General features: G+C 70.9%; 18 protein-coding genes. 2 read left to right on the top strand and 16 right to left on the bottom strand.

Annotated features, from left to right (window positions below):
• Nucleotides 1–270: 270 nt before the first annotated feature.
• The 14 genes from pyk to hisI all read right to left on the bottom strand — a co-directional run bounded on the left by pyk (nt 271) and on the right by hisI (nt 17,725).
• Complete coding sequence (pyk, locus tag KDK95_RS02540; RefSeq protein WP_212516331.1) at nt 271–1,743, bottom strand: pyruvate kinase; 1,473 nt, start codon at nt 1,741–1,743, stop codon at nt 271–273.
• Nucleotides 1,744–1,920: 177 nt separating this feature from the next.
• Nucleotides 1,921–3,399, bottom strand: a complete 1,479-nt coding sequence (locus tag KDK95_RS02535; RefSeq protein WP_212516330.1) for a glutamate synthase subunit beta — start codon at nt 3,397–3,399, stop codon at nt 1,921–1,923.
• Nucleotides 3,392–7,945 (bottom strand): glutamate synthase large subunit, encoded by a 4,554-nt coding sequence (gene gltB / locus KDK95_RS02530; protein WP_212516329.1) that lies wholly within the window; start codon nt 7,943–7,945, stop codon nt 3,392–3,394. Before gltB ends, KDK95_RS02535 begins: the two co-directional genes overlap by 8 nt.
• Nucleotides 7,946–8,253: 308 nt before the next feature.
• Complete coding sequence (gene lgt, locus KDK95_RS02525) at nt 8,254–9,387, bottom strand: prolipoprotein diacylglyceryl transferase (protein WP_212516328.1); 1,134 nt, start codon at nt 9,385–9,387, stop codon at nt 8,254–8,256.
• On the bottom strand, nt 9,384–9,716 hold the full coding sequence (locus KDK95_RS02520) for a hypothetical protein (protein ID WP_212516327.1): 333 nt from the start codon (nt 9,714–9,716) through the stop codon (nt 9,384–9,386). The genes lgt and KDK95_RS02520 overlap by 4 nt, the downstream gene beginning before the upstream one ends.
• A 172-nt stretch (nt 9,717–9,888) precedes the next feature.
• Complete coding sequence (locus tag KDK95_RS02515) at nt 9,889–10,701, bottom strand: DsbA family protein (RefSeq protein ID WP_212516326.1); 813 nt, start codon at nt 10,699–10,701, stop codon at nt 9,889–9,891.
• Nucleotides 10,702–10,783: 82 nt separating this feature from the next.
• Nucleotides 10,784–11,266 carry a DoxX family protein gene (locus KDK95_RS02510; protein ID WP_249160088.1) on the bottom strand — a complete coding sequence of 161 codons (483 nt, stop codon included), beginning with the start codon at nt 11,264–11,266 and terminating at the stop codon, nt 10,784–10,786.
• 69 nt (nt 11,267–11,335) lie between these two features.
• Nucleotides 11,336–12,139, bottom strand: coding sequence for a tryptophan synthase subunit alpha (trpA, locus tag KDK95_RS02505; RefSeq protein WP_212516324.1), 804 nt, complete (start codon nt 12,137–12,139; stop codon nt 11,336–11,338).
• Between the two features lie 3 nt (nt 12,140–12,142).
• Nucleotides 12,143–13,399 carry a tryptophan synthase subunit beta gene (gene trpB / locus KDK95_RS02500; RefSeq protein WP_212516323.1) on the bottom strand — a complete coding sequence of 419 codons (1,257 nt, stop codon included), beginning with the start codon at nt 13,397–13,399 and terminating at the stop codon, nt 12,143–12,145.
• A gap of 203 nt (nt 13,400–13,602) precedes the next feature.
• Entirely contained in the window at nt 13,603–14,409 is an 807-nt protein-coding gene (gene trpC, locus KDK95_RS02495) for an indole-3-glycerol phosphate synthase TrpC (RefSeq protein ID WP_212516322.1), read from the bottom strand.
• Nucleotides 14,410–14,610: 201 nt separating this feature from the next.
• Nucleotides 14,611–14,973 (bottom strand): hypothetical protein, encoded by a 363-nt coding sequence (locus KDK95_RS02490; protein ID WP_212516321.1) that lies wholly within the window; start codon nt 14,971–14,973, stop codon nt 14,611–14,613.
• 103 nt (nt 14,974–15,076) lie between these two features.
• Nucleotides 15,077–15,745 carry a Trp biosynthesis-associated membrane protein gene (locus tag KDK95_RS02485; RefSeq protein WP_212516320.1) on the bottom strand — a complete coding sequence of 223 codons (669 nt, stop codon included), beginning with the start codon at nt 15,743–15,745 and terminating at the stop codon, nt 15,077–15,079.
• 42 nt (nt 15,746–15,787) lie between these two features.
• Nucleotides 15,788–17,311, bottom strand: coding sequence for an anthranilate synthase component I (locus KDK95_RS02480; RefSeq protein ID WP_212516319.1), 1,524 nt, complete (start codon nt 17,309–17,311; stop codon nt 15,788–15,790).
• A 42-nt stretch (nt 17,312–17,353) separates the two neighbouring features.
• The gene (gene hisI, locus KDK95_RS02475) at nt 17,354–17,725 is read right to left on the bottom strand and encodes a phosphoribosyl-AMP cyclohydrolase (protein WP_212516318.1); all 372 of its coding nucleotides are present in this window, start codon (nt 17,723–17,725) and stop codon (nt 17,354–17,356) included.
• Nucleotides 17,726–17,773: 48 nt separating this feature from the next.
• Between hisI and KDK95_RS02470 the strand changes: the two genes are divergently transcribed.
• Complete coding sequence (locus KDK95_RS02470; RefSeq protein WP_212516317.1) at nt 17,774–18,895, top strand: glycosyltransferase family protein; 1,122 nt, start codon at nt 17,774–17,776, stop codon at nt 18,893–18,895.
• Here KDK95_RS02470 and KDK95_RS02465 read toward each other — a convergent pair.
• Nucleotides 18,883–20,751 carry an ABC transporter ATP-binding protein gene (locus KDK95_RS02465; RefSeq protein ID WP_307844089.1) on the bottom strand — a complete coding sequence of 623 codons (1,869 nt, stop codon included), beginning with the start codon at nt 20,749–20,751 and terminating at the stop codon, nt 18,883–18,885. The genes KDK95_RS02470 and KDK95_RS02465 overlap by 13 nt on opposite strands.
• Nucleotides 20,748–22,553 (bottom strand): ABC transporter ATP-binding protein, encoded by a 1,806-nt coding sequence (locus tag KDK95_RS02460; RefSeq protein WP_307844117.1) that lies wholly within the window; start codon nt 22,551–22,553, stop codon nt 20,748–20,750. Before KDK95_RS02460 ends, KDK95_RS02465 begins: the two co-directional genes overlap by 4 nt.
• 193 nt (nt 22,554–22,746) lie before the next feature.
• On the opposite strand from KDK95_RS02460, the gene KDK95_RS02455 reads away from it, so the two are divergent.
• Nucleotides 22,747–22,994 (top strand): maleylpyruvate isomerase family mycothiol-dependent enzyme (locus KDK95_RS02455; RefSeq protein WP_212516316.1); only part of this gene is annotated, 248 nt, incomplete at its 3' end.

The raw sequence follows: 22,994 nt of genomic DNA, 5'->3' as shown, positions 1-22,994 counted from the left end.
GGCCCGGGTTGATGGACGAGTGTGAGCGCGCGATCCCGGCGGTGATGCCGTTCAACTGCCTGCAGAAAGAGACGAGCGCTCCCGTGTGCGCCGACCCCGTACCGCGACCTGTGACCACGAGCGAACCGGCCCGGAGACGACGAAGGCGGGCGAGGCTTCCGGGCCTCACCCGCCGAGCGTCGCTGCTACGGACGGCTACTCCGGTACTTCGGCAGCCCGGTGGGGCCGGCTACCGTACGCACCGCACCTGCACGTGCCTACTGCGCCTACCTACTGCGCCTCGGCCTTGCGGTAGGCCGGGGCGGCGCCGCCGACCGCGTCGCCGACGCGGTGGACGCGGACGGCGTTGGTGGAGCCGGGGATTCCGGGCGGGGAGCCGGCGGTGATGATGATGAGCTCGCCGGGCTTGCAGCGGCCGAGCTCGAGCAGGGCGTGGTCGACCTGGACGACCATGGCGTCGGTGCTGTCGACCTCCTCGCCGATGAAGGTCTCGACGCCCCAGGTCAGCGCCAGCTGGCTGCGGACGATCGGCTCCGGGGTGAAGGCCAGCACCGGGATGGGGCTGCGGTACCGGGCGAGGCGGCGGGCGGTGTCGCCGCTCTTGGTGAAGGCGACCAGGAAGCTCGCGGAGAGGTGGTCGCCCATCTCCGCCGCGGCGCGGGCGACGGCGCCGCCCTTGGTGCGCGGCTTGCTGATCGCCTGCGGCAGGCCCTTGGCCAGGACCTCCGCCTCCACGGCGCAGATGATCTTGGCCATGGTCTCGACGGTCTCGACCGGGTAGTCGCCGACACTGGTCTCGGCGCTCAGCATGACCGCGTCGGCGCCGTCGAAGATGGCGTTGGCGACGTCGCTGGCCTCGGCCCGGGTGGGGCGGCTGGCGCTGATCATCGAGTCGAGCATCTGGGTGGCGACGATGACCGGCTTGGCGTTCCGGCGGCACATCGTGATGAGCTTCTTCTGCACCAGCGGGACCTGCTCGAGCGGCATCTCGACGCCGAGGTCGCCGCGGGCGACCATGATGCCGTCGAACGCGTCGACGATCTCGTCGAGGTTGTCGACCGCCTGCGGCTTCTCCACCTTGGCGATGACCGGCAGGCGCACGCCGACCTCGTCCATCACCGCGTGCACGTCGTCGATGTCCTTGGCGCTGCGCACGAAGGAGAGCGCGATCATGTCGGCGCGCAGGCCGACCTCGTTCTCGCCGAGCGCCCAGCGCAGGTCGGCGATGTCCTTCTCGCTCAGCGCGGGGACGGAGACGGCGACGCCGGGGAGGTTGATCCCCTTGTTGTTGGAGAGCTTGCCGCCCTCGACCGTGCGGCACTTGACCCGCGGCCCGTCGACCTCGACGACCTCCATGGCCACCCGGCCGTCGTCGATCAGGATCCGGTCGCCGGCCTTGCAGTCGCCGGCCAGGCCCTTGTAGGTGGTGGAGCAGATCTTCTGGTCACCGGGGACGTCCTCGGTGGTGATGGTGAACTCGTCGCCGCGCTCGACGACGACCGGGCCCTCCGCGAAGCGGCCGAGCCGGATCTTCGGGCCCTGCAGGTCGACGAGCACGCCCACCGCGCGCCCCGCGTCGTCCGCGGCCTTCCTGACGTTGAAATATCGTTCCTCGTGCTCGGCGTAGGCGCCGTGCGAGAGGTTGAGCCTGGCGATGTCGAGGCCAGCGGCCACGAGGGCGGACAGCTGCTCGTGAGAGCCGGCCGAGGGGCCGAGTGTACAGACGATCTTCGCGCGACGCATATGAGCAACCCTATCCCTTACCCATAAGTAACTATGCCCAATCCAGGGAGTCGAACGCCGGACGGGTGCGCGCACCACCCAGACCGGTACCCACCATCCTAACCACACCAGTCAGGGGCGACTTCACCGGAAGTCGCCCCTGACGAAGCGGTGTACAGAACTCGAATTGAGGGTGGATCAGACGAGTAGCTGACGCGTGGTGGGCTGGATGGGGGAAGCCAGGTTGGAGTTGCCGCCCAGGTACCGGTCCACCGCGGCCGCCGCGGAGCGGCCCTCGGCGATCGCCCAGACGATCAGCGACTGGCCGCGGCCGGCGTCTCCGGCGGTGAAGACGTTCGGCACGTTGGTGCGGAAGTCGGCGTCGCGGCGGATGTTGCCGCGCTCGTCGAGCTCGAGGCCGAGCTGGGCGACGAGGCCGTTGTCCTGCTCGGGGCCGGTGAAGCCCATGGCGAGCAGCACCAGCTCCGCGGGGATCTCGCGCTCGGTGCCGGGCACCGGCTCGAAGCGGCCGTTCTCGAACTTCACCTCGGTCAGGCGCAGGGCCCTGACGTTGCCGTCCTCGTCGCCGAGGAACTCCGTGGTGCTGGAGGCGTAGACCCGCTCGCCCCCGTTCTCCAGGGTGGACAGTTCCTCGTGCGCCGAGGTGACCCGGTAGGTCATCGGGTACGTGGGCCACGGCTGGCCCGCGGGGCGCTCCTGCGGCGGCTGCGGCATGATCTCCAGCTGGGTGACCGAGACCGCGCCCTGCCGGGTGGCGGTGCCGACGCAGTCCGCGCCGGTGTCGCCGCCGCCGATGACGACGACGTGCTTGCCCTTGGCGTGGATCGGGGGGATGACGAAGTCGCCCTCGGCCGACTTGTTGGACAGCGGCAGGTACTCCATCGCCTGATGGATTCCATCCAGCTCGCGGCCGGGCGCGGGCAGGTCGCGGGCCTTGGTGGCGCCGACGGCGAGCACCACGGCGTCGTAGCGGTCGCGGATCTGCGAGGCCAGGATGTCCTGGCCGACGGCGACGCCGGTGCGGAACTTGGTGCCCTCCGCGCGCATCTGCTCGATGCGGCGGTTCAGGTGCCGCTTCTCCATCTTGAACTCGGGGATGCCGTAGCGCAGCAGGCCGCCGATGCGGTCGGCCCGCTCGTACACGGCCACGGTGTGCCCGGCCCGGGTGAGCTGCTGGGCGGCGGCCAGGCCGGCCGGCCCCGAGCCGATGACGGCGACGGTCTTGCCGCTGTGCCGCTCGATCTCCTGGGGCTTGACGAGGCCGGCGTCCCAGGCCTTGTCGATGATGGAGACCTCGACGTTCTTGATGGTCACCGCGGGCTGGTTGATGCCGAGCACGCAGGCGGTCTCGCACGGCGCCGGGCAGAGCCGTCCGGTGAACTCGGGGAAGTTGTTGGTCGCGTGCAGCCGCTCGATGGCCTCGGACCAGTCGTCCCGCCAGACCAGGTCGTTCCACTCGGGGATGAGGTTTCCGAGCGGGCAGCCGTTGTGGCAGAACGGGATGCCGCAGTCCATGCAGCGGCCGGCCTGCTTCTGGATGAACGGCAGCAGGGCGCGCTGCGGGTAGACCTCTTTCCAGTCCTTGACGCGCTCGTCGACCGGGCGGCGCTCGGGGTGCTGGACGGGGGTCGTGATGAAACCGCGCGGGTCAGCCATGAGCGGCCTCCATGATCTTGTCCAGGGTCTCCTGCTCGGACAGGCCCGCGCGCTCCGCGGCGGCCCGGGTGCCGAGAACCTGCTTGTAGTCGGTCGGCATGATCTTGGCGAAGCGGGCGATGGAGCCCGCCCAGTCGGCCAGCAGGACGGCGGCGGCCTGGGAGCCGGTCTCCTCGAAGTGACGCTTGACGGCGTTGTGGAGGAAGGTGCGGTCGTCGGCGTCGAGGGCCTCGACGGCGACGAGTTCGGGGTTGACGCGGGCGACCTTGAGGTCGAGCACGTAGGCGATGCCGCCGGACATGCCCGCGGCGATGTTGCGGCCGTGCTCGCCGAGGATGACGACGCGGCCGCCGGTCATGTACTCGAGGGCGTGGTCGCCGACGCCTTCGACGACGAGGGTGGCGCCGGAGTTGCGGACGGCGAAGCGCTCGCCGACGGTGCCGGAGAGGTAGATCTCGCCGCTGGTGGCGCCGTAGCCGACGACGTTGCCCGCGATGATGTTCTTCGCGGCGTCGAAGCCGGCCGAGCGCGGCGGGCGCACGACGATGCGGCCGCCGGACAGGCCCTTGCCGACGAAGTCGTTGGCGTCGCCCTCGAGCCGCAGCGTGATGCCGCGGGGCAGGAAGGCGCCGAGCGACTGGCCGGCGGAGCCGGTGAGGGTGATGTCGATGGTGTCCTCGGCGAGGCCCGCGCCGCCGTACTTCTTGGTCACCTCGTGGCCGAGCATGGTGCCGACCGTGCGGTTGACGTTGTGCACGGGGAGCTGGATGCGGACCGGGGTGCCGTCCTCGATGGCGTCCCTGGCGAGCTCGATGAGCTCGTTGTCGAGCGCCTTGTCGAGGCCGTGGTCCTGGGTGGTGGTGCGGCGCCGGGGGGCGTCCGCGGGCAGCTCGGGCAGGTGGAAGATGGGCGCGAGGTCGAGGCCCGCGGCCTTCCAGTGCTCGACGGCCTTGGCGGTGTTCAGGTGCTCGACGCGGCCGACGGCCTCCTCGATGCTGCGGAAGCCGAGCTCGGCGAGGATCTCGCGGACCTCCTCGGCGATGAACTCGAAGAAGTTGACGACGAACTCGGGCTTGCCGCTGAACCGGGCGCGCAGCTCGGGGTTCTGGGTGGCGACGCCGACCGGGCAGGTGTCGAGGTGGCACACGCGCATCATGACGCAGCCGGAGACGACGAGCGGGGCGGTGGCGAAGCCGAACTCCTCGGCGCCGAGCAGCGCGGCGATGACGACGTCGCGGCCGGTCTTGAGCTGGCCGTCGGTCTGCACGACGATGCGGTCGCGCAGGCCGTTGAGCAGCAGCGTCTGCTGAGTCTCGGCGAGGCCGAGCTCCCAGGGTCCGCCGGCGTGCTTGAGCGAGGTGAGCGGGGCGGCGCCGGTGCCGCCGTCGTGGCCGGAGATGAGGACCACGTCGGCGTGCGCCTTGGAGACGCCCGCGGCGACGGTGCCGACGCCGACCTCGGAGACCAGCTTGACGTGGACCCGCGCCGAGGGGTTGGCGTTCTTCAGGTCGTGGATCAGCTGGGCGAGGTCCTCGATCGAGTAGATGTCGTGGTGCGGCGGGGGCGAGATGAGGCCGACGCCGGGGGTGGAGTGCCGGGTCTTGGCGACCCAGGGGTAGACCTTGCCGCCGGGCAGCTGGCCGCCCTCGCCGGGCTTGGCGCCCTGGGCCATCTTGATCTGCAGGTCGTCGGCGTTGGTGAGGTACTCGGAGGTGACGCCGAAGCGGCCGGAGGCGATCTGCTTGATCGCGGAGCGGCGCTCGGGGTCGTGCAGGCGCTCGGGGTCCTCGCCGCCCTCGCCGGTGTTGGACTTGGCGCCGATGGAGTTCATCGCGATGGCGAGGGTCTGGTGCGCCTCCAGCGAGATGGAGCCGTAGGACATGGCTCCGGTGGAGAAGCGCTTGACGATCTCGCTGACCGGCTCGACCTCGTCGATCGGGATCGGGCCGCGGTCCCGGTTGTCGAAGGCGAACAGGCCGCGCAGCGTCATCAGCCGCTCGGACTGCTCGTTCACCCGCGCGGTGTACTGCTTGAAGATGTCGTAGCGCTTGGTGCGGGTGGAGTGCTGGAGCCGGAAGACGGTCTCGGGGTCGAACAGGTGCGGCTCGCCCTCGCGGCGCCACTGGTACTCGCCGCCGATCTCCAGGTCGCGGTGCGCGGCGCGGTTGACGCCGCGTGGGTAGGCGCGGGCGTGCCGGGCGGCGACCTCGGCGGCGATCTCGTCGAGGCCGATGCCGCCGAGCTTGGAGGCGACGCCGGTGAAGTAGGTGGCGGTGAGCTCCTTGCTCAGGCCGACGGCCTCGAAGACCTGGGCGCCGCGGTAGGAGGCGACGGTGGAGATGCCCATCTTGGACATGACCTTGAGCACGCCCTTGCCGAGCGCCTTGATCAGGTTCCGGATGGCCTTCTCACTGGTGACGGAGACGAAGGTGCCGGAGTTGGCGAGGTCCTCGACGGTCTCCATGGCGAGGTACGGGTTGACCGCGGCGGCGCCGAAGCCGATCAGCAGCGCCACGTGGTGCACCTCGCGCACGTCGCCGGCCTCGACCAGCAGCGAGACGTGGGTGCGGGTCTTCTCGCGGATCATGTGGTGGTGCACGGACGAGGTGAGCAGCAGCGACGGGATCGGCGCCTGCTCGGCGTCGGAGTGCCGGTCCGAGAGCACGATGATGCGCGCGCCGTCGGCTATCGCCGCGGAGGCCTCGGCGTTGATCTCGGCGAGGCGCTCGCGCAGCGCGGTGCCGCCGCCCGCGGCCCGGTACAGGCCGGAGATGGTGACGGCCTTGAGGCCCGGCAGGTCGCCGTCGGCGTTGATGTGGATGAGCTTGGCCAGCTCGTCGTTGTCGATCACCGGGAAGGGCAGCTCGACCTGGCGGCAGGCGGCCGGGGTGGTGTCGAGCAGGTTGTCCTCGGGGCCGATGGTGGTGCCGAGGGAGGTGACCAGCTCCTCCCGGATGGCGTCCAGCGGCGGGTTGGTCACCTGCGCGAACAGCTGGGTGAAGTAGTCGAACAGCAGGCGGGGGCGCTGCGAGAGCACCGCGAGCGGGGTGTCCGAGCCCATGGAGCCGATCGGCTCTGCGCCGTTCTTGGCCATCGGGGCGAGCAGGACGCGCAGCTCCTCCTCGGTGTAGCCGAAGGTCTGCTGGCGGCGCACCACGGAGGCGTGCGTGTGCACGATGTGCTCGCGCTCGGGCAGGTCGCCGAGCTTGATCAGGCCGGCGTGCAGCCAGTCCTGGTAGGGCTGCTCGGCGGCGAGCTGCGACTTGATCTCGTCGTCCTCGACGATGCGGTGCTGGGCCGTGTCGACGAGGAACATCCGGCCCGGCTGGAGCCGGCCCTTGCGGACGACCTTGGCCTGGTCGAGGTCGAGCACGCCGACCTCGGAGGCGAGCACGACGAGGCCGTCGCCGGTGACCCAGTAGCGGGAGGGGCGCAGCCCGTTGCGGTCGAGGACGGCGCCGATCAGGGTGCCGTCGGTGAAGGTGATCGAGGCCGGGCCGTCCCAGGGCTCCATCTTGCAGGAGCTGTACTGGTAGAAGGCGCGCTTGGCCGGATCCATCTCGGTGTGGTTCTCCCACGCCTCGGGGACCATCATCAGCACGGCGTGCGGCAGCGAGCGGCCGGCCAGGTGCAGCAGCTCGAGCACCTCGTCGAAGCTGGCGGAGTCCGAGCCGGCCGGGTCGACGATCGGGAAGATCCGCTCCAGCGGGCCCTGGATCGCGTCGGTCGCGAGTTGAGATTCGCGGGCGCGCATCCAGTTCTTGTTTCCCTGCACGGTGTTGATCTCGCCGTTGTGCGCGATGAAGCGGTACGGGTGGGCGAGCGGCCAGGCGGGGAAGGTGTTGGTCGAGAAGCGCGAGTGGACCAGGCCGATGGCGCTGGTGAACGCGGGGTTGGACAGGTCGGGGAAGAAGGGCTCGAGCTGTCCGGTGGTGAGCATCCCCTTGTAGACGATGGTGCGTCCCGACAGGGAGGGGAAGTAGGTCCCGGTCTCGTGCTCGACGCGCTTGCGCAGCACGAATGCCAAGCGGTCGAGTTCAATGCCCTTCTGTCCGGCGTCGCCCGCCACGAACAGCTGGCGGAAGCGCGGCATGGCGGCCCGGGCGGTGGCGCCGAGCAGGTCCGGGGCGATCGGCACCTCGCGCCAGCCGAGGACCGTCAGGCCCTCCTCGCCGGCGATGCGGGCGACGGAGGCCTTGGCGGCCGCCTCGTCCTCGTCGGTGTCCGGGATGAAGGCGAGACCCACCGCGTAGCCGCCGCGCTCGGGCAGCGGGAAGTCGACGGCCGTGCGCAGGAACGCGTCCGGGACCTGGACCAGGATGCCCGCGCCGTCGCCCGAGTCGGGCTCGGCGCCGGAGGCGCCGCGGTGCTCGAGGTTCCGCAGGGCGGTGAGCGCCTGGTCCACGATCTCGTGGCTGGGCTCACCGGTGAGAGTGGCTACGAAAGCGACCCCGCAAGCGTCCTTCTCGGCCCGCGGGTCGTAGAGACCCTGCGCCTGAGGCAGAGCGCTGAAGAGTGCGCCGGCTTGGGGGGACGATGAAGCCATCGGTGTCCTCCGTGTCGTCTGTGTGGGCCGCAACGTGAATGTGCGCGCACGAGGGACGACTCTGGCCCTGCCGCGGTGAACTGAGGTTACACGATGGGTCAAGATTCCGTCATGAGGGCAGGTACTGTCTCACTATTCGGACGGCACTTCTCTGACCTGCGGTTGGCGCGCGCTACACCCTGTTTTCCCCACGTTGCGCGACTTTCACTCTTCCGGCCTATGACTCATGTCACAGCGCCGTGAACGGAAGAAGGCCGCCCCCGGTCACGGGGACGGCCTTCGCGTGCCGACAAGGCTGTGAGCTGCGGCTATTCGGGTGAGTCCGCACCCTTCACGGCCGCGGACTCCGCCTCGGCCCGAGACGACGTCTCAGCATCCGGATGATCTTTGGTGGAGATTTGGGAGTCGGCTGACTCCGCACCGGACTCCGGAGCCTCCCCGGACTGCGCCTTCCCGGCGGGATCCGCGGATTCCGCGGCCTCGGCGGACGCCGCGGACTCGGCGTCGGCGGAGTCGGCGTCGTCGGCCGCCCCCTGCGGGGTTCCGTCCGGCGCATAGGGCTTGAAGTGCGGCCAGTACAGGTCGGGGCCGTACTCCTTGCCCGGCTTGGCGCGCTGCGAGATCAGGAAGTAGGCCAGCGCACCGGCGAAGCAGAGGATGGATACCCAGTCATTGACGCGCAGTCCGAAGAAGTGGTGCGCGTAGTCGCTGCGCAGGTGCTCGATCCAGCCGCGGCCCAGCGTGTAGCCCATCACGTACAGGGCGAACAGCCGGCCGTGGCCGATCGAGAACCGGCGGTCGGCCCACAGCAGCGCCACGCAGACCAGCACGTCCCAGACCACCTCGTAGAGGAAGGTGGGCTGGAAGTGCCCGAGCACGGTCGTCGTCCCCGGCACGCCCGAGCAGGGCACCGCGACGCGGGTGCCGCTGGTGGCCATGCAGTGGATGGTCAGGCCCCAGGGCTTCGACGTCGGATCGCCGTAGAGCTCGTTGTTGAACCAGTTGCCCCACCGGCCCATCGCCTGCGCGAGCACGATGCCCGGGGCCACCGCGTCGGCGAACGGCGGCAGCTTCACGCCGCGGCGGCGCGCGCCGATCCAGGCGCCGAGCCCGCCGAGCGCGATCGCGCCCCAGATGCCGAGGCCGCCGTCCCACACGTAGAAGACGCGCACCCAGTCCTGGCCGCGCGGGAAGTACAGCTCGGGGTCGGTGATCACGTGGTAGAGCCGGCCGCCGACCAGGCCGAACGGCACCGCCCAGATCGCGATGTCGGTGATGATGTGCGGCTCGCCGCCCTTGGCCCGCCACCGGCGCTCGCCGAGGTACACCGCGATGGCGATGCCCGCGATGATGCAGAGCGCGTAGAACCGGATGGGGAAGGGGCCGAGATTTATCTCGGCCGTCGTCGGGCTGGGCAGGAACGCCACAGGCGTCGTCGTCATGACTTGCTCGCACTCGCGCTTGAGGTGGCCGAGCTGGAGGCCGAGGCCTTGGCACTCGAGGACGTTGAGGAGCTCGCCGACGCGGAAGCCGACTTCGTGGCGGAGGCCGAGGCCTTCACCGCGGCCGTCGACGTGGCCGAGGGGGTGCCGTTGGATCCGAAGGGATGGGTGAACACCAAGGTCAGCGTGACGCCGAGGAGGACGACTCCGGCGATCGGACCGTAGATCGCGAGGCGCCTTCTGCGCTTCGCCCGGTACTCCGCCTCGGCCTTCGCGAGGGCCGCCCGCTCCCTGGCCAGCTCCTTGCCGATCCGATTCCGTCTGCTCATCGCCTCGTCATCCGCTCCACTCGTCAAGACGGCCCAGGCCGGCCCGAGCGGACCGCCACCCGCCGCAGAATCCTAATCACGCGGCGCGTCGCCCCGACAGGCCACCCGGCCGTTCTCGGCGAATTCTCGGCAAGGCGTGATCTCTCCGTGACCTTGCCCGCACACCGCGGGCTCAGCCGGCCGCCGCGATCGCCTTGTCCAGGGCCGCCGTGAAGGCCGCTTCCTGCACGGACGCGCTCTGCGTGGTGAGCTGGTAGCGGGTGCCGTTGATCAGGTAGTCGGGAGTGGAGACGCTGCCGTTCTCCGCCGTCTTGAGGGCGTCGTAGTTCTTCACGACCCAGGGTTGGTATTTGCCGGAATTCACGCACGACTCAAAGCTCGAACTGACCAGTCCGGAGACCTGCTTCGCGTACGAGATCAGCGTCGGATTCGAGGCGAACGCGTCGTCCGACTCGTTCGGCTGGTTCGCGAAGAGGACGTCGTGGTACGCCTTGAACTTCGCATTGCCCACGTCCTGGGCGCAGGCGGCCGCGTTGCCCGCCTGGATGGAGCCGGTGCCGCCGTCGTTCTGGTCGATCAGGTTCACGATGTGGAAGCGGACCTTGATCTTCCCCGCGTCGGCGTAGGAGGTGTAGATCGGCTTGAACATCGACTCCGCCTCCTTGCAGTAGGGGCAGCGGAAGTCCTCGTAGATCGTGAGCGTCGTCTTGGCGTTCTCGTTGCTGCCGTAGGGGATCGCGAGGCCGCCGTCGACGGTGCCCGCCGGGTAGATCAGCTTGCCGTTGGCGGGCGAGGAGTTGACCTGGTTCACGTGGTGCTGCACCGCGATGCCGATGCCCACCGCGGCGGCGATGATCACCAGGACCAGGCCGCCGATCAGGTACTGCCGCTTGCGCTTGGCCTTGGCCTGCTCGGCGGCGTATGCGGCGGCGGCGCGCTCCCGCGCCTGGGCCCGCTTGTTGGGCTTGTTCGACTCCGGTGGCATGGTGAACATCGTGCCGCACTTGTCACGTCGCGTGAACAGTGACACGCGGACAGTCACGGCACGTCGGTTCACCTGCGGCTACTCAGATCGCCAGCGCCGTGTCCGCGGAGAACCTCGACTGCGGTTTCCAGATCAGCCACAGCGCCGGGATGAGGAACACGGTGTCGCGCAGCACATCGAGCGTGTAGCGGGTCTGCCCCTGCGCGACCTGCCCGCCGCCACCGCCGCAGCCGCAGCTGATGGAGATGCCGCGCGCGCCGAGCGAGATGATGCCTCCGATGTAGACCAGCAGCAGGATCGCGGACAGCAGCGCGACGAGCCGCGTGCCGAGGCCGATGACGAGCAGGATGCCGAACGCGAGCTCCAGATACGGCTGCGCGTAGGCGAACGGAGTGACCAGTCCCTGCGGCACGATCTGGAAGTTGCGCACGTCGGCGATGTTCTGCGTGGGCTGGGTCAGCTTCGGGACGCTGTAGTAGAGCCACATCGCGCCGAGCAGCAGCCGGGCGACGAGCGAGATCCACGCGGTGCTGCGGGCATCCAGGAGGGAGGACTTGGTGGCCATGCAGTCGTTCACTCCTGGATGCCCCATCAGATGACTACGGTGAGTTGCCCACATTCAGCACACCGTATCTCACCGGCGGCCGCTCCTGACGCCGGCCGCGAGTTCGCGCGCCAGTTCGCGGACGGCGGCCAGGCCGCTCGCCTCGTCCGGCGCCTCGAGCAGCCGGCGCACGAAGGCCGAGCCGACGATGACGCCGTCGGCGAAACCGGCGACCTCGGCCGCCTGGACGCCGTTCGAGACGCCGAGTCCCACGCAGACCGGCACGTCCGTCGCCGCCTTCGTACGCTCGACGAGTCCCTTGGCGTTGCCGCTGACGGCGTCGCGGGTGCCGGTCACGCCCATCAGGGAGGCCGCGTAGACGAAGCCGCGGCACACGCCGGTGGTCAGCGTGATCCGCTCCGGCGTCGAGGTCTGCGCGACGAGGAAGACCCGGTCGAGCGCGTGCGCGTCGGCGGCGGCGATCCAGTCGTCGGCCTCCTCCGGGATCAGGTCGGGCAGGATCGTGCCCGCTCCCCCGGCGGCGGCGAGCTGCTTGGCGAAGCGGTCGGCACCGAAGCGCTCGATCGGGTTCCAGTAGGACATGACCAGCGTCGGGGCACCGGTCGCGGCGACGCCCTCGACGACGCGCAGGACGTCGAGCGTGTTCACCCCCGCGTCGAGCGCGACCTGCACGGCCTGCTGGATGACCGGGCCGTCCATCTGCGGGTCCGAATACGGCAGGCCGATCTCGACGATGTCCACGCCGCCGTCGATCATCGCCTTGCACGCGGCGATCGAGCCCTCGACCGTCGGGAAGCCGGCGGGCAGGTAGCCGATCAGCGCCGCCCGGTTCTCGGCCTTCGCCGCGGCCAGGACTGCGGAGAGCTTGCTCACGGCTCAGACCTCCATTCCGAAGTACGCGGCCGCGGTGTGCATGTCCTTGTCGCCGCGGCCGGACAGGTTGACGATGATGACCGGCTCGCGGCCCAGCTCCTCGCGCAGCGCGGGGGCGATCCGCAGCGCGCCGGCGACGGCGTGCGCGGACTCGATGGCCGGAATGATGCCCTCGGTGCGGCACAGCAGCTGGAAGGCGTCCATCGCCTCGGCGTCGGTGACCGGCTCGTACACCGCGCGGCCGGTGTCGTGCAGCCAGGCGTGCTCGGGGCCGACGCCCGGGTAGTCGAGACCCGCGGAGATGGAGTGGCTCGGCAGGGTCTGGCCGTACTCGTCCTGGAGGATGTAGGTGCGCGCGCCGTGCAGAACGCCGACCGCACCCCCGGTGATGGACGCTGCGTGCAGGCCCGACTCGACGCCGGAGCCGCCGGCCTCGAAGCCGTAGAGCCGCACCGACTCGTCGGGCACGAAGGCGTGGAACAGGCCGATCGCGTTCGATCCGCCGCCGACGCACGCGGCGACCGCGTCGGGCAGTCCACCCGTCAGATCGAGCAGCTGCGCGCGGGCCTCGACGCCGATGATGCGGGCGAAGTCGCGGACGATGGAGGGGAACGGGTGCGGGCCCGCGGCCGTGCCGAACAGGTAGTTCGTGTGCTCGACGTTGGTCACCCAGTCGCGGATCGCCTCGTTGATCGCGTCCTTGAGGGTGCGCGAACCGGTGGCGACCGGTACGACCTCGGCGCCGAGCATGCGCATCCTGGCCACGTTCAGGGCCTGGCGCTCGGTGTCCTCCTCGCCCATGTAGACGACGCATTCGAGGTCGAAGATCGCGGCCGCGGTGGCGGAGGCGACGCCGTGCTGGCCGGCGCCCGTCTCGGCGATGACCCGCTTCTTGCCCATCCGCCGGGTGAGCAGGGCCTGGCCGAGCACGTTGTTGATCTTGTGCGAGCCGGTGTGGTTGAGGTCCTCGCGCTTGAGCAGGATGCGCGCCCCGGCGTGCGCGGACAGCCGCTTGGCCTCGGTCAGCAGCGAGGGGCGGTTGGCGTAGGTGCGCAGCCAGTGGGTGAGCTCGGCCTGGAACTCCGGGTCGTTCTTGGACTTCTGGTAGGCCTCGGTGAGCTCGGCGAGGGCGGCCATCAGCGCCTCGGGCATGAAGCGCCCGCCGAGGCGGCCGTAGTGCCCGGCGGGGTCGGGCTGGGCCGAGGGATGGGCGTACGACGCGGCGAAGAAGGCGTCGGAAAAGACAGTGGCGTCCGTCATCGGGACTTCGTCTCCTGACGAGGATTGACGATCGGTGAGTTGTGTCGAAGGGGACAGGCGCGAAGGTCAGATCGCGGCCGTCGGCCATCGCCGGCCCGCGGGCGCGTGGCGCCACCACGGACGCCGTCGGGCGGCCGCGCGCGGGGAGGTCGAGGTACTCACAGAGGTCATCCTAGCCGGAAACCCGGCGGGCGAGGGCGCCGCTACCGGCCGCGCCGCATCGCCGGGTGCGCCCCGGCGGCGACCAGGTCGGCGACGCAGGAGCGCGGATCCCGGCCGGTGACCAGGGACTCGCCGACCAGCACCGCGTCGGCGCCGGAGTTCGCGTAGACGATCAGGTCGTGCGGGCCGCGCACGCCGGACTCCGCCACCCGCACGATCGAGTCGGGGATGCGCGGGGCGAGCCGGGCGAAGGTGTCCCGGTCCACCTTGAGGGTCTTCAGGTCGCGCGCGTTGACGCCGATGATCTTCGCGCCGGCGTCGATCGCGCGGTCGATCTCGTGCTCGTCGTGCACCTCGACCAGCGGGGTCAGGCCGATGGACTCGGCCCGCTCGATCAGCGAGACCAGCGCGGCCTGCTCGAGCGCGGCGACGATCAGCAGGGCGAGGTCGGCCCCGTAGGCGCGGGCCTCCCACAGCTGGTAGCTGGAGACGATGAAGTCCTTGCGCAGCACGGGGATGTCCACCCGCGTGCGCACGTCCTTGAGGTCCTGCAGCGAACCGCCGAAGCGCCGCTGCTCGGTCAGCACGCTGATCACGCTGGCGCCGCCGAGCTCGTAGTCGGCGGCCAGGCCGGCCGGGTCCGCGATCGCGGCGAGCGCGCCCTTGGACGGGCTGGACCGCTTGACCTCGGCGATGACCGCCACGCCCTCTCCGCGCAGCGCCCGCACCCCGTCCTTGGCCGAGGGCTGGGTCCGCGCGCGGGCCTTGAGGTCGTCCAGCGAGGTGACCTCCTGGCGCGCGGCGAGGTCAGCGCGGACACCCTCGATGATCTCCTCGAGCACGTTCATCGCTCCGCTACCGTCCCCTCAGATCCGCAGGCCACACACGGCGCCGTCTTGCCATGCCATGCTATCGGCCCCGCGCGGCGCACGCTGCCAAGATCCACATCGCGGACCGCCTGGCGGGGTCCGCGGACACACATCCGCCCCGGTCAGAGCACGGTTGACACGGTGCTCGGAACCGGGGCGGAACGTCGGTCGCCCGGCGGGCTAGGAGGCCCGCGCCTCGGCGGCCTTGAGCTTCGCGGCGGCCCAGTCGTCGTTGGCCTTGGCGCCCATGCCGGCGGCGTTCATCGAGAGGTTCACGATGACGGCCACGATCTGCAGCACTCCGCCGAGCACGACCAGCGCCCAGACCCCGAAGGGGAAGGCGATTCCGCCGACGAGCCAGCCGATGCCGGAGATGGCCGCGGCGGCCCAGCGGGCGGGGGCGTAGCCGTGGTCCGCGTGCGGCTCGGTGTGCGCCACCGAAGAGCCCATCATGGACATCCCGACCAGGGCCGCCTTGCTGGCGACTTCGCCGACCTTGGAGTGGCTCTTCTCGGCCTGGGTTACCTCGATCACCTCGGACATGACGCGCTGACTCCCAAAAAGTCGAAAGTATGACTGGATCTATTGTCCCTCATGGCCTGACGTGGTCCGTCACCGGGAGGCCCGGTGGAGACGCATCTCACGTCTACCGGTCGGCCGCCGGCTCGTCGTCGGCCTCGGTGAGGTCGCTGCCGCGGCCCTGCGCGTCCCACAGGTCGCGCGCGGTGACCTCGCTCGCCGGCTTCGCGGCGGCCTGCGCGGCGTTCGCCGGGGACTCGTAGCGATTGCCGAGGCCGGACCAGGTCCGGCCGCGCACGAGGGTGTAGACCCCGGCGGCGCAGAGGATGACGCCGCCGGCGATCGTCAGGTACGGCCAGAAGCTGTTGTCGATACTGCTGATCTTGGTGTCGGAGCCGAGTCCCTGCGCGGCCGCCTGCGTGTGCAGTGCCTCGTCGAGGCGGCTGAGCCGGTCGGCGATCGAGTACACGGTCCCCGCGCCGGCGAGCGCGAGGACCGCGCCGACGAGGTAGCGGCCGATCCTGCGCACGGCGAACAGCGCCAGCGCGCCCGCGAGCCCGGCCAGGCCCAGCGCGTACGGCACGCCGGTCAGCTGCGAACCGCTCGCGGTGACCTTGAACCTGATCGGCGAGGTGACGTATCCGTCGGCCCATCCCCGCCCGATGGTGAGCAGGACGATTCCGGCGCCGACCGCGGCGAGCAGCGCGGCCAGCGTCTTGGCCCGCGTCGCCTTGCGGGCGGGGCCGACGTGCGTCTGCTCGGTGACCTCAGCGGCGGGGGTCTCTACGGCTGCCATGGGACCATCCTCGCAAACGTGATTCCCGGATCGTCCGGCGGGTCAGTCCGCGGCCCGCAGCGTCCCGGCGGCCGCGATGGCGCGCAGCACGGCCATGGCCTTGTTGCGGCACTCGGCGTCCTCCGACGCGGGCACCGAGTCGGCGACGATTCCGGCGCCGGCCTGGACGTACGCGGTGCCGTCGCGCAGCAGCGCGGTGCGGATCGCGATGGCGGTGTCGCTGTTGCCGGCGAAGTCCAGGTAGCCGACGCAGCCTCCGTAGACGCCGCGGCGGGTGGGTTCGAGCTCGTCGATGATCTGCAGGGCGCGCGGCTTCGGGGCGCCGGAGAGGGTTCCGGCGGGGAAGGCGGCGAGCAGCACGTCGAGCGCGCTGCGGTCCTCGGCGATCTCGCCGACGACCGTGGAGACGAGGTGCATGACGTGGCTGTAGCGCTCGACGCTCATGAACTCGACGACCTCGACGGTGCCGGGAGCGCTGATCCGCCCGAGGTCGTTGCGGCCGAGATCGACCAGCATCAGGTGCTCGGCGCGCTCCTTCGGGTCGGCGAGCAGTTCCTCGGCGAGCGCCGCGTCCAGCTCGGGCGTGGCGCCGCGGGGCCGGGTGCCGGCGATCGGGTGCAGCATCGCCTCGCCGTCGGCGACCTTGACCAGCGCCTCCGGGGAGGAGCCGATGACGTCGAACGCGCCGCGCTCGCTCGGGAAGCGGAACAGGTACATGTACGGGCTCGGATTCGTCGCGCGGAGCACGCGGTAGACGTCGAGCGCGCTGGCCTCGGTGGCCATCTCGAAGCGCTGCGAGACGACGATCTGGAAGGCCTCGCCCGCCCGGATCTCCTCCTTCGCGCGCTCCACGGCGGCCCGGTAGTCCTCGCTCGTCCGGTTGCCGGTGAACGTCGGCACGACGTTCAGGTCGAGCACCGCCGGGGGCAGCCGGTCCGGGCGGCCGAGGTCGGCGGCCATCGCGTCGAGGCGGGAGACGGCGCCGCGGTACGCGGCGTCCACGCCGTCGGGCGTGCCGTTGAGGTTGATGGCGTTGGCGATCAGCGTCACCGTGCCGTCCGTGTGGTCGAGCACAGCGAGGTCGGCGGCGAGCATCATCGTCAGCTCGGGCAGGTCCAGGTCGTCCTTGGCGTGCTCGCCGACCCTCTCGAGCCTGCGGACCGTGTCGTAGCCGAGGTAGCCGACGAAGCCGCCGGTCAGCGGCGGCAGGTCGGCGCGGTCGTGATCGTGCGGCGTACGCAGCAGTTCGAGTGTGGCCCGCAGGACGTCGAGCGGCTCGCCGGCGGTCGGCGCGCCGGCCGGCGGGTGGCCGATCCAGGCCGCGGCTCCGTCGCGCTCGGTCAGGGCGAGTTCGCTGCGGACGCCGATGAAGGAGTAGCGGGACCAGACGCCGTGCTCGGCGGATTCGAGCAGGAAGGTGCCAGGGCGCTCCGCCGCGAGCTTGCGGTAGAGCCCGACCGGGGTCTCGCCGTCGGCCAGGAAGCGGCGGGTGACCGGGATGACCCGCCGCGAGTCGGCCAGAGCGCGGAAGGCGGGCAGGTCGGGGGTGGTGGCACCGGTTGTCATGGGGACATTGTGGCAGCACGCCGCCGTATCACGGCCGCCGTATCACGCCGTGCCCGGCCTCAGCTCGCGTCCGTCGAAGCAGGTGTGCGTGCCGGTGTGGCAGGCGGGGCCGGTCTGATCCACCTTCACCAGCAGCGTGTCGCCGTCGCAGTCGAGGGCGACGGATTTGACCTGCTGGAAGTTTCCGGAGGTCTCCCCCTTGACCCAGTACTCGGCGCGGCTGCGGGACCAGTAGGTGGCGCGGCCGGTCGCGAGGGTGCGGCGCAGCGCCTCGTCGTCCATCCACGCGAGCATCAGCACTTCACCGGAGTCGTACTGCTGGACCACGGCCGGTACCAGACCTTCGCCGTTCCGTTTCAACTTCGCTGCGATGTCCATGTCCAACGCCACTCGCCCGGCCCTCGATTCGTCCATGTGCCCTATTGTCTCGCTCAGACGATCACGCGATGCCACGGGGAACACATGGATGCGCCGAAGGGCGCCAGAGCCGAGCTGCGAGACGGCCTGCGCGCCACGCTGGTGCCCTGGCTGATCGCGCACGTCATCGTGCTCGCGGTGTGTCTCCGCATCGGCGGCGGCGGCATATTCTCGCCGCTCTACGCCTGGGACACGCACTGGTACATATCCGAGGCGAACGGCATGGCGCACGGCGGAAACGTGTTCGCCGACTTCACCGGAGCCGGGGGCCTCGCGCACTTCTTCCCGCTGACGCCGCTGTGCGTCGCGGGACTGGCACTCGTGACCCGGCTCCCCGTGCCGTTCCTGATGTTCGCGTTCTGCTGGGCGCTCGCCTGGCTCTTCGGCGCGCTCGTGCACGTGATCGCGATGCGCGAGACCCGCGACCGGCTGACGGCGAGCCGCGCGGCCTGGCTCAGCCAGCTGGCGCCGGGAGCTTTCGCTCTGGTCATGGGCTATACCGAGCCGCTGGCCGGGGTGTTGGCCGCGCTGTACTTCCTGGCGATCCGCCGGCAGCGGACCGGCTGGGCGATCGTCGCCGGGCTGCTGGCCGGCCTCTCGCGGCCGACCGGAATCCTGCTCGCACTGCCCGGCTTCCACGAGGCGGTACGCGACGCGCGCCGGGCCCGGTGGGCGCTGCGCCCCGTGCTCGCGGGGCTCGCCAGGACCGCTTCGCCGGCCGTCGGCCTCGGCACGTATCTCGCCTACTGCCAATGGCGCTTCGGCGACTGGATCCTGCCGTTCTCGCAGCAGGTCTCCAGCGGCAACCGCGGCGCCGTCATGCAGAATCCGTTCACCACGATCGAGACGCTGCTGGACTCGCCCGGCGACGAGGCGATCCTGGTCACGTCGCTGGCCTGCGCCGTGATCGGGATCTTCGCGCTGACCGCCTGCTGGGGCCTGCTGCCCGGCTCGTTCACGGCGTGGGCCGCGGTGATGTTCGCGCTCGGCATCACCTCGCCGCTGTTCACCTCCGAGCCGCGCTACATCGCCGCGATCGTGCCGTTCCTCGTCTCGCTGCCCGAGCTGATCCGCAGCCGCTGGGTCTGGATCCCGTTCCTGGTCGCGAACCTGACGCTCATGTACTCGGTCGCGGATCTGGCGATGAGCCTGCGTCAGATAGCGTGACCGACCGCGGTGCGCGCCCAGGAGGCGTAGAGCGCCGCGTAGATCCCGCCCTGCTCGACGAGTTCGCGATGCGGCCCCCGCTCGACGAGCCGTCCGGCGTCGAACACGAACACCTCGTCGGCGGCCTGCGCCGTGGAGAGCCGGTGCGCGATCGAGACGGTCGTGCGGCCGCGGGTGAGCGCCTCGAGCGCGCGGGCGATCCGCTGCTCGGTGGCCGGGTCCACGGCCGAGGTCGCCTCGTCGAGCAGCAGCAGGTCCGGGTCCGCGACGTACGCGCGGGCCAGCGCCACCAGTTGCCGCTCGCCGGCCGAGAGCGACTCGCCGCGCTGCCCGACCGCCGTCGCCACGCCCTGCGGCTGGCCGGCCAGCCAGTCGCCGAGCCCGAGCGACTCGAACGCCTCCGCGACCTCGGCGTCGTCCGCGCCGGGCTTGCCGTAGCGCACGTTGTCGGCAAGCGTCCCCTCGAACAGGAAGCCGTCCTGAGGGACCATCACCACGCGCCGCCGCAGCTGCGCGAACGCGATCCGCCGCGCGTCCACGCCGCCGATCAGCACGGCCCCGTCGACCGGGTCCATCAGCCGGGTCAGCAGCTTCGCGAAGGTCGTCTTGCCGGAGCCCGTCTCGCCGACGACCGCGATCCGGCTGCGCGCCGGGATCGTCACGTCGACGTCGTGCAGCACGCGGGCGCCGCCGGGGTAGGCGAAGGCGACGTGCTCGAAGCGCACGTCGAGCGCCCCTTCCGGCAGGTCGGTGCCCGCGGCGCCTGGGTCGGGCACGTCGGGGACGGCCTCCAGCAGCCCGATCACGCGGCGCCAGCCGGAGATCGCGTTCTGCGCCTCGTTGAGCACCTCGACGCCCCACTGGACCGGCGTGATGAACAGCGAGACGAGGAAGAGCATCGCGACGATCTGGCCGGCCGTCAGGTGGCCGCCGACGCCGAGCAGCGTGCCGACGACGATGACGCCCGCGTTGGCCAGTCCGGCCGCGATCTCTCCCGCGCTGAACGTCGTGATGACCACGCGCTGCGCGCCGACCTGGGCGCGCCGGGTGCGCGCGATGGCCTCGTCCATCCGCGCGCCCATCCGGTCCTCGATGCCGTACGCGCGCACGATCGGCGCGCCGACCAGCGTCTCGCTGACCGCGCCGAGCATCCGGCCGATGGCCGAGCGGACGGCGCTGTACCGGGCGCCGGTCTTGCGCTGCACGACGCGCATGGTGGCGAACAGCGGCAGGAAGCAGACCCAGATCAGCAGCGTGAGCTGCCAGGAGTAGACCGCCATCACGATCGTGGCCAGCGCCATCTGGGCGACGCTGACGAACAGCATCAGGCCGCCTTCCTGGATGAAGTTGGTGATCGTGTCGACGTCCGAGGTGACGCGGGAGACGAGCGAGCCGCGCTGCTCGGCCTGCTGGTGCGCCACGGACAGGTCGTGCACGTGCCGGAACGCCTTGATCCGCAGGCCAGAGAGCCCTGATTCGCTCGCCTGGTAGAGGCGGCGGCTCATCGCGGTCGCGGAGAGCATCGTGGCGATGACGGCGAGCGCCGCGATGGCGACCATCCGCTCCACCTCGCCGACGTCCACCCTGCCTGAGGTCGAGCCGAAGCCGTGGTCCATGGCCTGCTGGACGGCGATCGGGATGACGATGCGGCCGGTGGTCGCGATCAGCGCGAGCAGCATCGTGACGCCGATGCCCTTGACGAACTCGGGCGAGAGCCGCAGGCCGGCGCGCACGATGGCGACCGGACCGCCGGAGGCCTCGCCGACGATCGGAACGCTGGGAGTCGAGTCCTCGACCGCTTCCTCGGCGGCCGGTTCGGCTGCCCGCTCGGCGGCGTCCTGAGCAACGGCCGTCACGCGACGACCTCCTTCATCTGCTCGTCCTCGGCCGCATCCGCTTCCTCGGCGGCTGCCTCCTCGGCGGCCCTTGCGTAGGCGGTGATCAACTCGCGATACCCCTCACTGCGTTCCAGCAGCTCATCGTGTGTGCCGCGCGCGGCGATCGAACCGTTCTGCAGGAACAGCACCTCGTCGGCGAGCGCGACCGTCGCCTTCCGGTACGCGATCACGACGACCGTCGCGGCCGCCGCTTCCGGATCGTCGCCCTGCTCGCGCAGTCCGTCGAGGATCGCCGCCTCGACGCTCGGATCCACGGCCGACGTGCAGTCGTCGAGCACGAGCAGCCGCGGACGGCGGACGAGCGCGCGGGCCAGCGCGAGACGCTGCCGCTGTCCTCCGGAGAGCGTCGTGCCGCGCTCGCCGATCACGGTGTCGAGGCCCTGTGGCAGGGCCTTGACGAACTTCTCGGCCTGCGCGGTACGCAGCGCGGCCCACACCTGGTCGTCGCCGACGTCGTCGCCGAGGGCCACGTTCGCGCGCACGGTGTCGCCGAAGATGAAGGTCTGCTGCGGAACGAGCGCGACCGCGTCGGACACCTCGCCCTTCGCGTACTCGGCGAGCTCCACGCCGTCCAGCAGGATCGCGCCGCCGGTCGGGTCGGACAGCCGGGACAGCAGCGCCGCGATCGTCGACTTGCCGGCGCCGGTCGCGCCGACGAGGGCGACCGTGCGCCCCGGCGCGATCGAGGCGGTGAGCGATCGGAGCACGGGGGCCGTCTCGGCGCCCGGGTACGCGAAGTCCACGTGGTCGAACACGAGCTCGGCGGGCGAGCCGTCCCGCTTGCCGGGCTCCGTGCCGTACTCCGTGCGGTCCTCGGCTGCCAGCACCGCCGCGACGCGCTCGTAGCCGACGACGGCGCGCGGCAGGTCCCCGAGCACCCAGCCGAAGGACTGGATCGGGAAGGCCAGCAACGTGATCAGGTAGGCGACGTTGACCACGTCGCCCGGCTGCGCGGCGCCGGAGGCCACCTCCCGGGTGCCGAAGAGCAGCACCGCCAGGACGCCGAGGTTCGGCAGCGCCTCCAGGATCGGGTTGAACAGCGACCGCGCGCGACCAGCGGAGATGTTGGCGTCGCGCAGGGCGCGGGCGCGGTCGGCGAAGCGCTCGGTCTCCGTGGTCTCGCGTCCCAGGGTCTTGACGACGAGCGCGCCGTCGAAGGACTCGTGCGCCACCTCGGCCACGTGTGCGCGCAGCTCCTGCGCTCGGGCGAAGCGCGGACCGGAGAAGCGGACGTAGATCGTGTTGGTGACGATGATCGCCGGGAGCAGCAGGATGCCGATGAGGGCGAGGACCGAGTTCGTCAGCAGCATGTCGACGATGCCGATGATCAGCATGACGCCGACGCCGAGCGACATCGGCATCGGCGCGATCGGCATGAACGCCATCTCCACGTCGGAGTTGGCGTTCGACAGCAGGCGTCCGGTGGGCCGCTGCTGATGCCAGGCGAGCGGCAGCCGCAGGTAGGCGGCCGTGACCAGGTGGCGGTAGCGGGCCTGCATCCGGAACTGGAGCACGCCGGCGAGCAGCCGGCGCCCGAAGATGCCGATCACCTTCGCAACCGCCACGCCGACGATCAGCAGCCCGCCCGCCGCCAGTGTCGCCGCGCCCACGTGGTGCGCGGAGAGCGAGGGCAGCACGACGTGGTCCGTCGCCCAGCCGACGGCGGACGCCGCGCCGACGGTCATGCCGCCGTACAGCGCGCTGCCCATGAGCGCGCCCGCGAACACCTTCTTCTCGGTGCGGATGGCCAAGCCCAACACCCACAGGCCGCGGCGGGTCGGCGACGCGGTTGCCGGATAGGGTCGCATGGGTACTCGGTCCCCCTGTTCAGTGGTGCGGAAGCCCGACGAGCCTAACCGGGGAACAACCTCCGTGTATACCGGAATTCCCCCTGAGCACTCCTTACACTAGCGCGTGATGGCCCAGCGCGTCAGGGCCGGATACGCTGTGCGCATGACCGGATTCGCAGCGCTGGAACGACAGGACCTGGCGGACCTCCTGGCCGAGGTGGGACCGGACGCGCCGACCCTGTGCGCCGGCTGGCGCACCTCCGATCTCGTCTCCCACCTGGTGCTGCGCGAGGGCCGGCCGGACGCGGCGGCCGGCATCGTCGCCAAACCGCTGGCCGGCTGGACGAAGAAGGTCCAGGACTCCGCCCGCGCGCGCATCCCCTACCCCGAACTGGTCGAGCGCTTCCGCTC

Source organism: Actinospica acidithermotolerans (genome assembly GCF_018139625.1).
In the GTDB taxonomy this organism is placed as follows: Bacteria; Actinomycetota; Actinomycetes; order Streptomycetales; family Catenulisporaceae; genus Actinospica; species Actinospica acidithermotolerans.
The sequence above is the reverse complement of the archived record's forward strand: the minus strand, read 5'-3'. Positions and strand labels throughout refer to the sequence as shown.

Coding starts and splice junctions, on each gene's coding strand:
- pyk (WP_212516331.1), bottom strand. CDS start 1,743: ATGCGTCGCGCGAAGATCGTCTGTACACTCGGCCCCTCGGCCGGCTCT.
- gltB (WP_212516329.1), bottom strand. CDS start 7,945: ATGGCTTCATCGTCCCCCCAAGCCGGCGCACTCTTCAGCGCTCTGCCT.
- KDK95_RS02480 (WP_212516319.1), bottom strand. CDS start 17,311: ATGACAACCGGTGCCACCACCCCCGACCTGCCCGCCTTCCGCGCTCTG.
- KDK95_RS02515 (WP_212516326.1), bottom strand. CDS start 10,701: ATGCCACCGGAGTCGAACAAGCCCAACAAGCGGGCCCAGGCGCGGGAG.
- hisI (WP_212516318.1), bottom strand. CDS start 17,725: ATGGACGAATCGAGGGCCGGGCGAGTGGCGTTGGACATGGACATCGCA.
- KDK95_RS02485 (WP_212516320.1), bottom strand. CDS start 15,745: ATGGCAGCCGTAGAGACCCCCGCCGCTGAGGTCACCGAGCAGACGCAC.
- trpB (WP_212516323.1), bottom strand. CDS start 13,399: ATGACGGACGCCACTGTCTTTTCCGACGCCTTCTTCGCCGCGTCGTAC.
- KDK95_RS02470 (WP_212516317.1), top strand. CDS start 17,774: ATGGATGCGCCGAAGGGCGCCAGAGCCGAGCTGCGAGACGGCCTGCGC.
- trpC (WP_212516322.1), bottom strand. CDS start 14,409: ATGAACGTGCTCGAGGAGATCATCGAGGGTGTCCGCGCTGACCTCGCC.
- lgt (WP_212516328.1), bottom strand. CDS start 9,387: ATGACGACGACGCCTGTGGCGTTCCTGCCCAGCCCGACGACGGCCGAG.
- KDK95_RS02535 (WP_212516330.1), bottom strand. CDS start 3,399: ATGGCTGACCCGCGCGGTTTCATCACGACCCCCGTCCAGCACCCCGAG.
- KDK95_RS02510 (WP_249160088.1), bottom strand. CDS start 11,266: ATGGCCACCAAGTCCTCCCTCCTGGATGCCCGCAGCACCGCGTGGATC.
- KDK95_RS02520 (WP_212516327.1), bottom strand. CDS start 9,716: ATGAGCAGACGGAATCGGATCGGCAAGGAGCTGGCCAGGGAGCGGGCG.
- KDK95_RS02490 (WP_212516321.1), bottom strand. CDS start 14,973: ATGTCCGAGGTGATCGAGGTAACCCAGGCCGAGAAGAGCCACTCCAAG.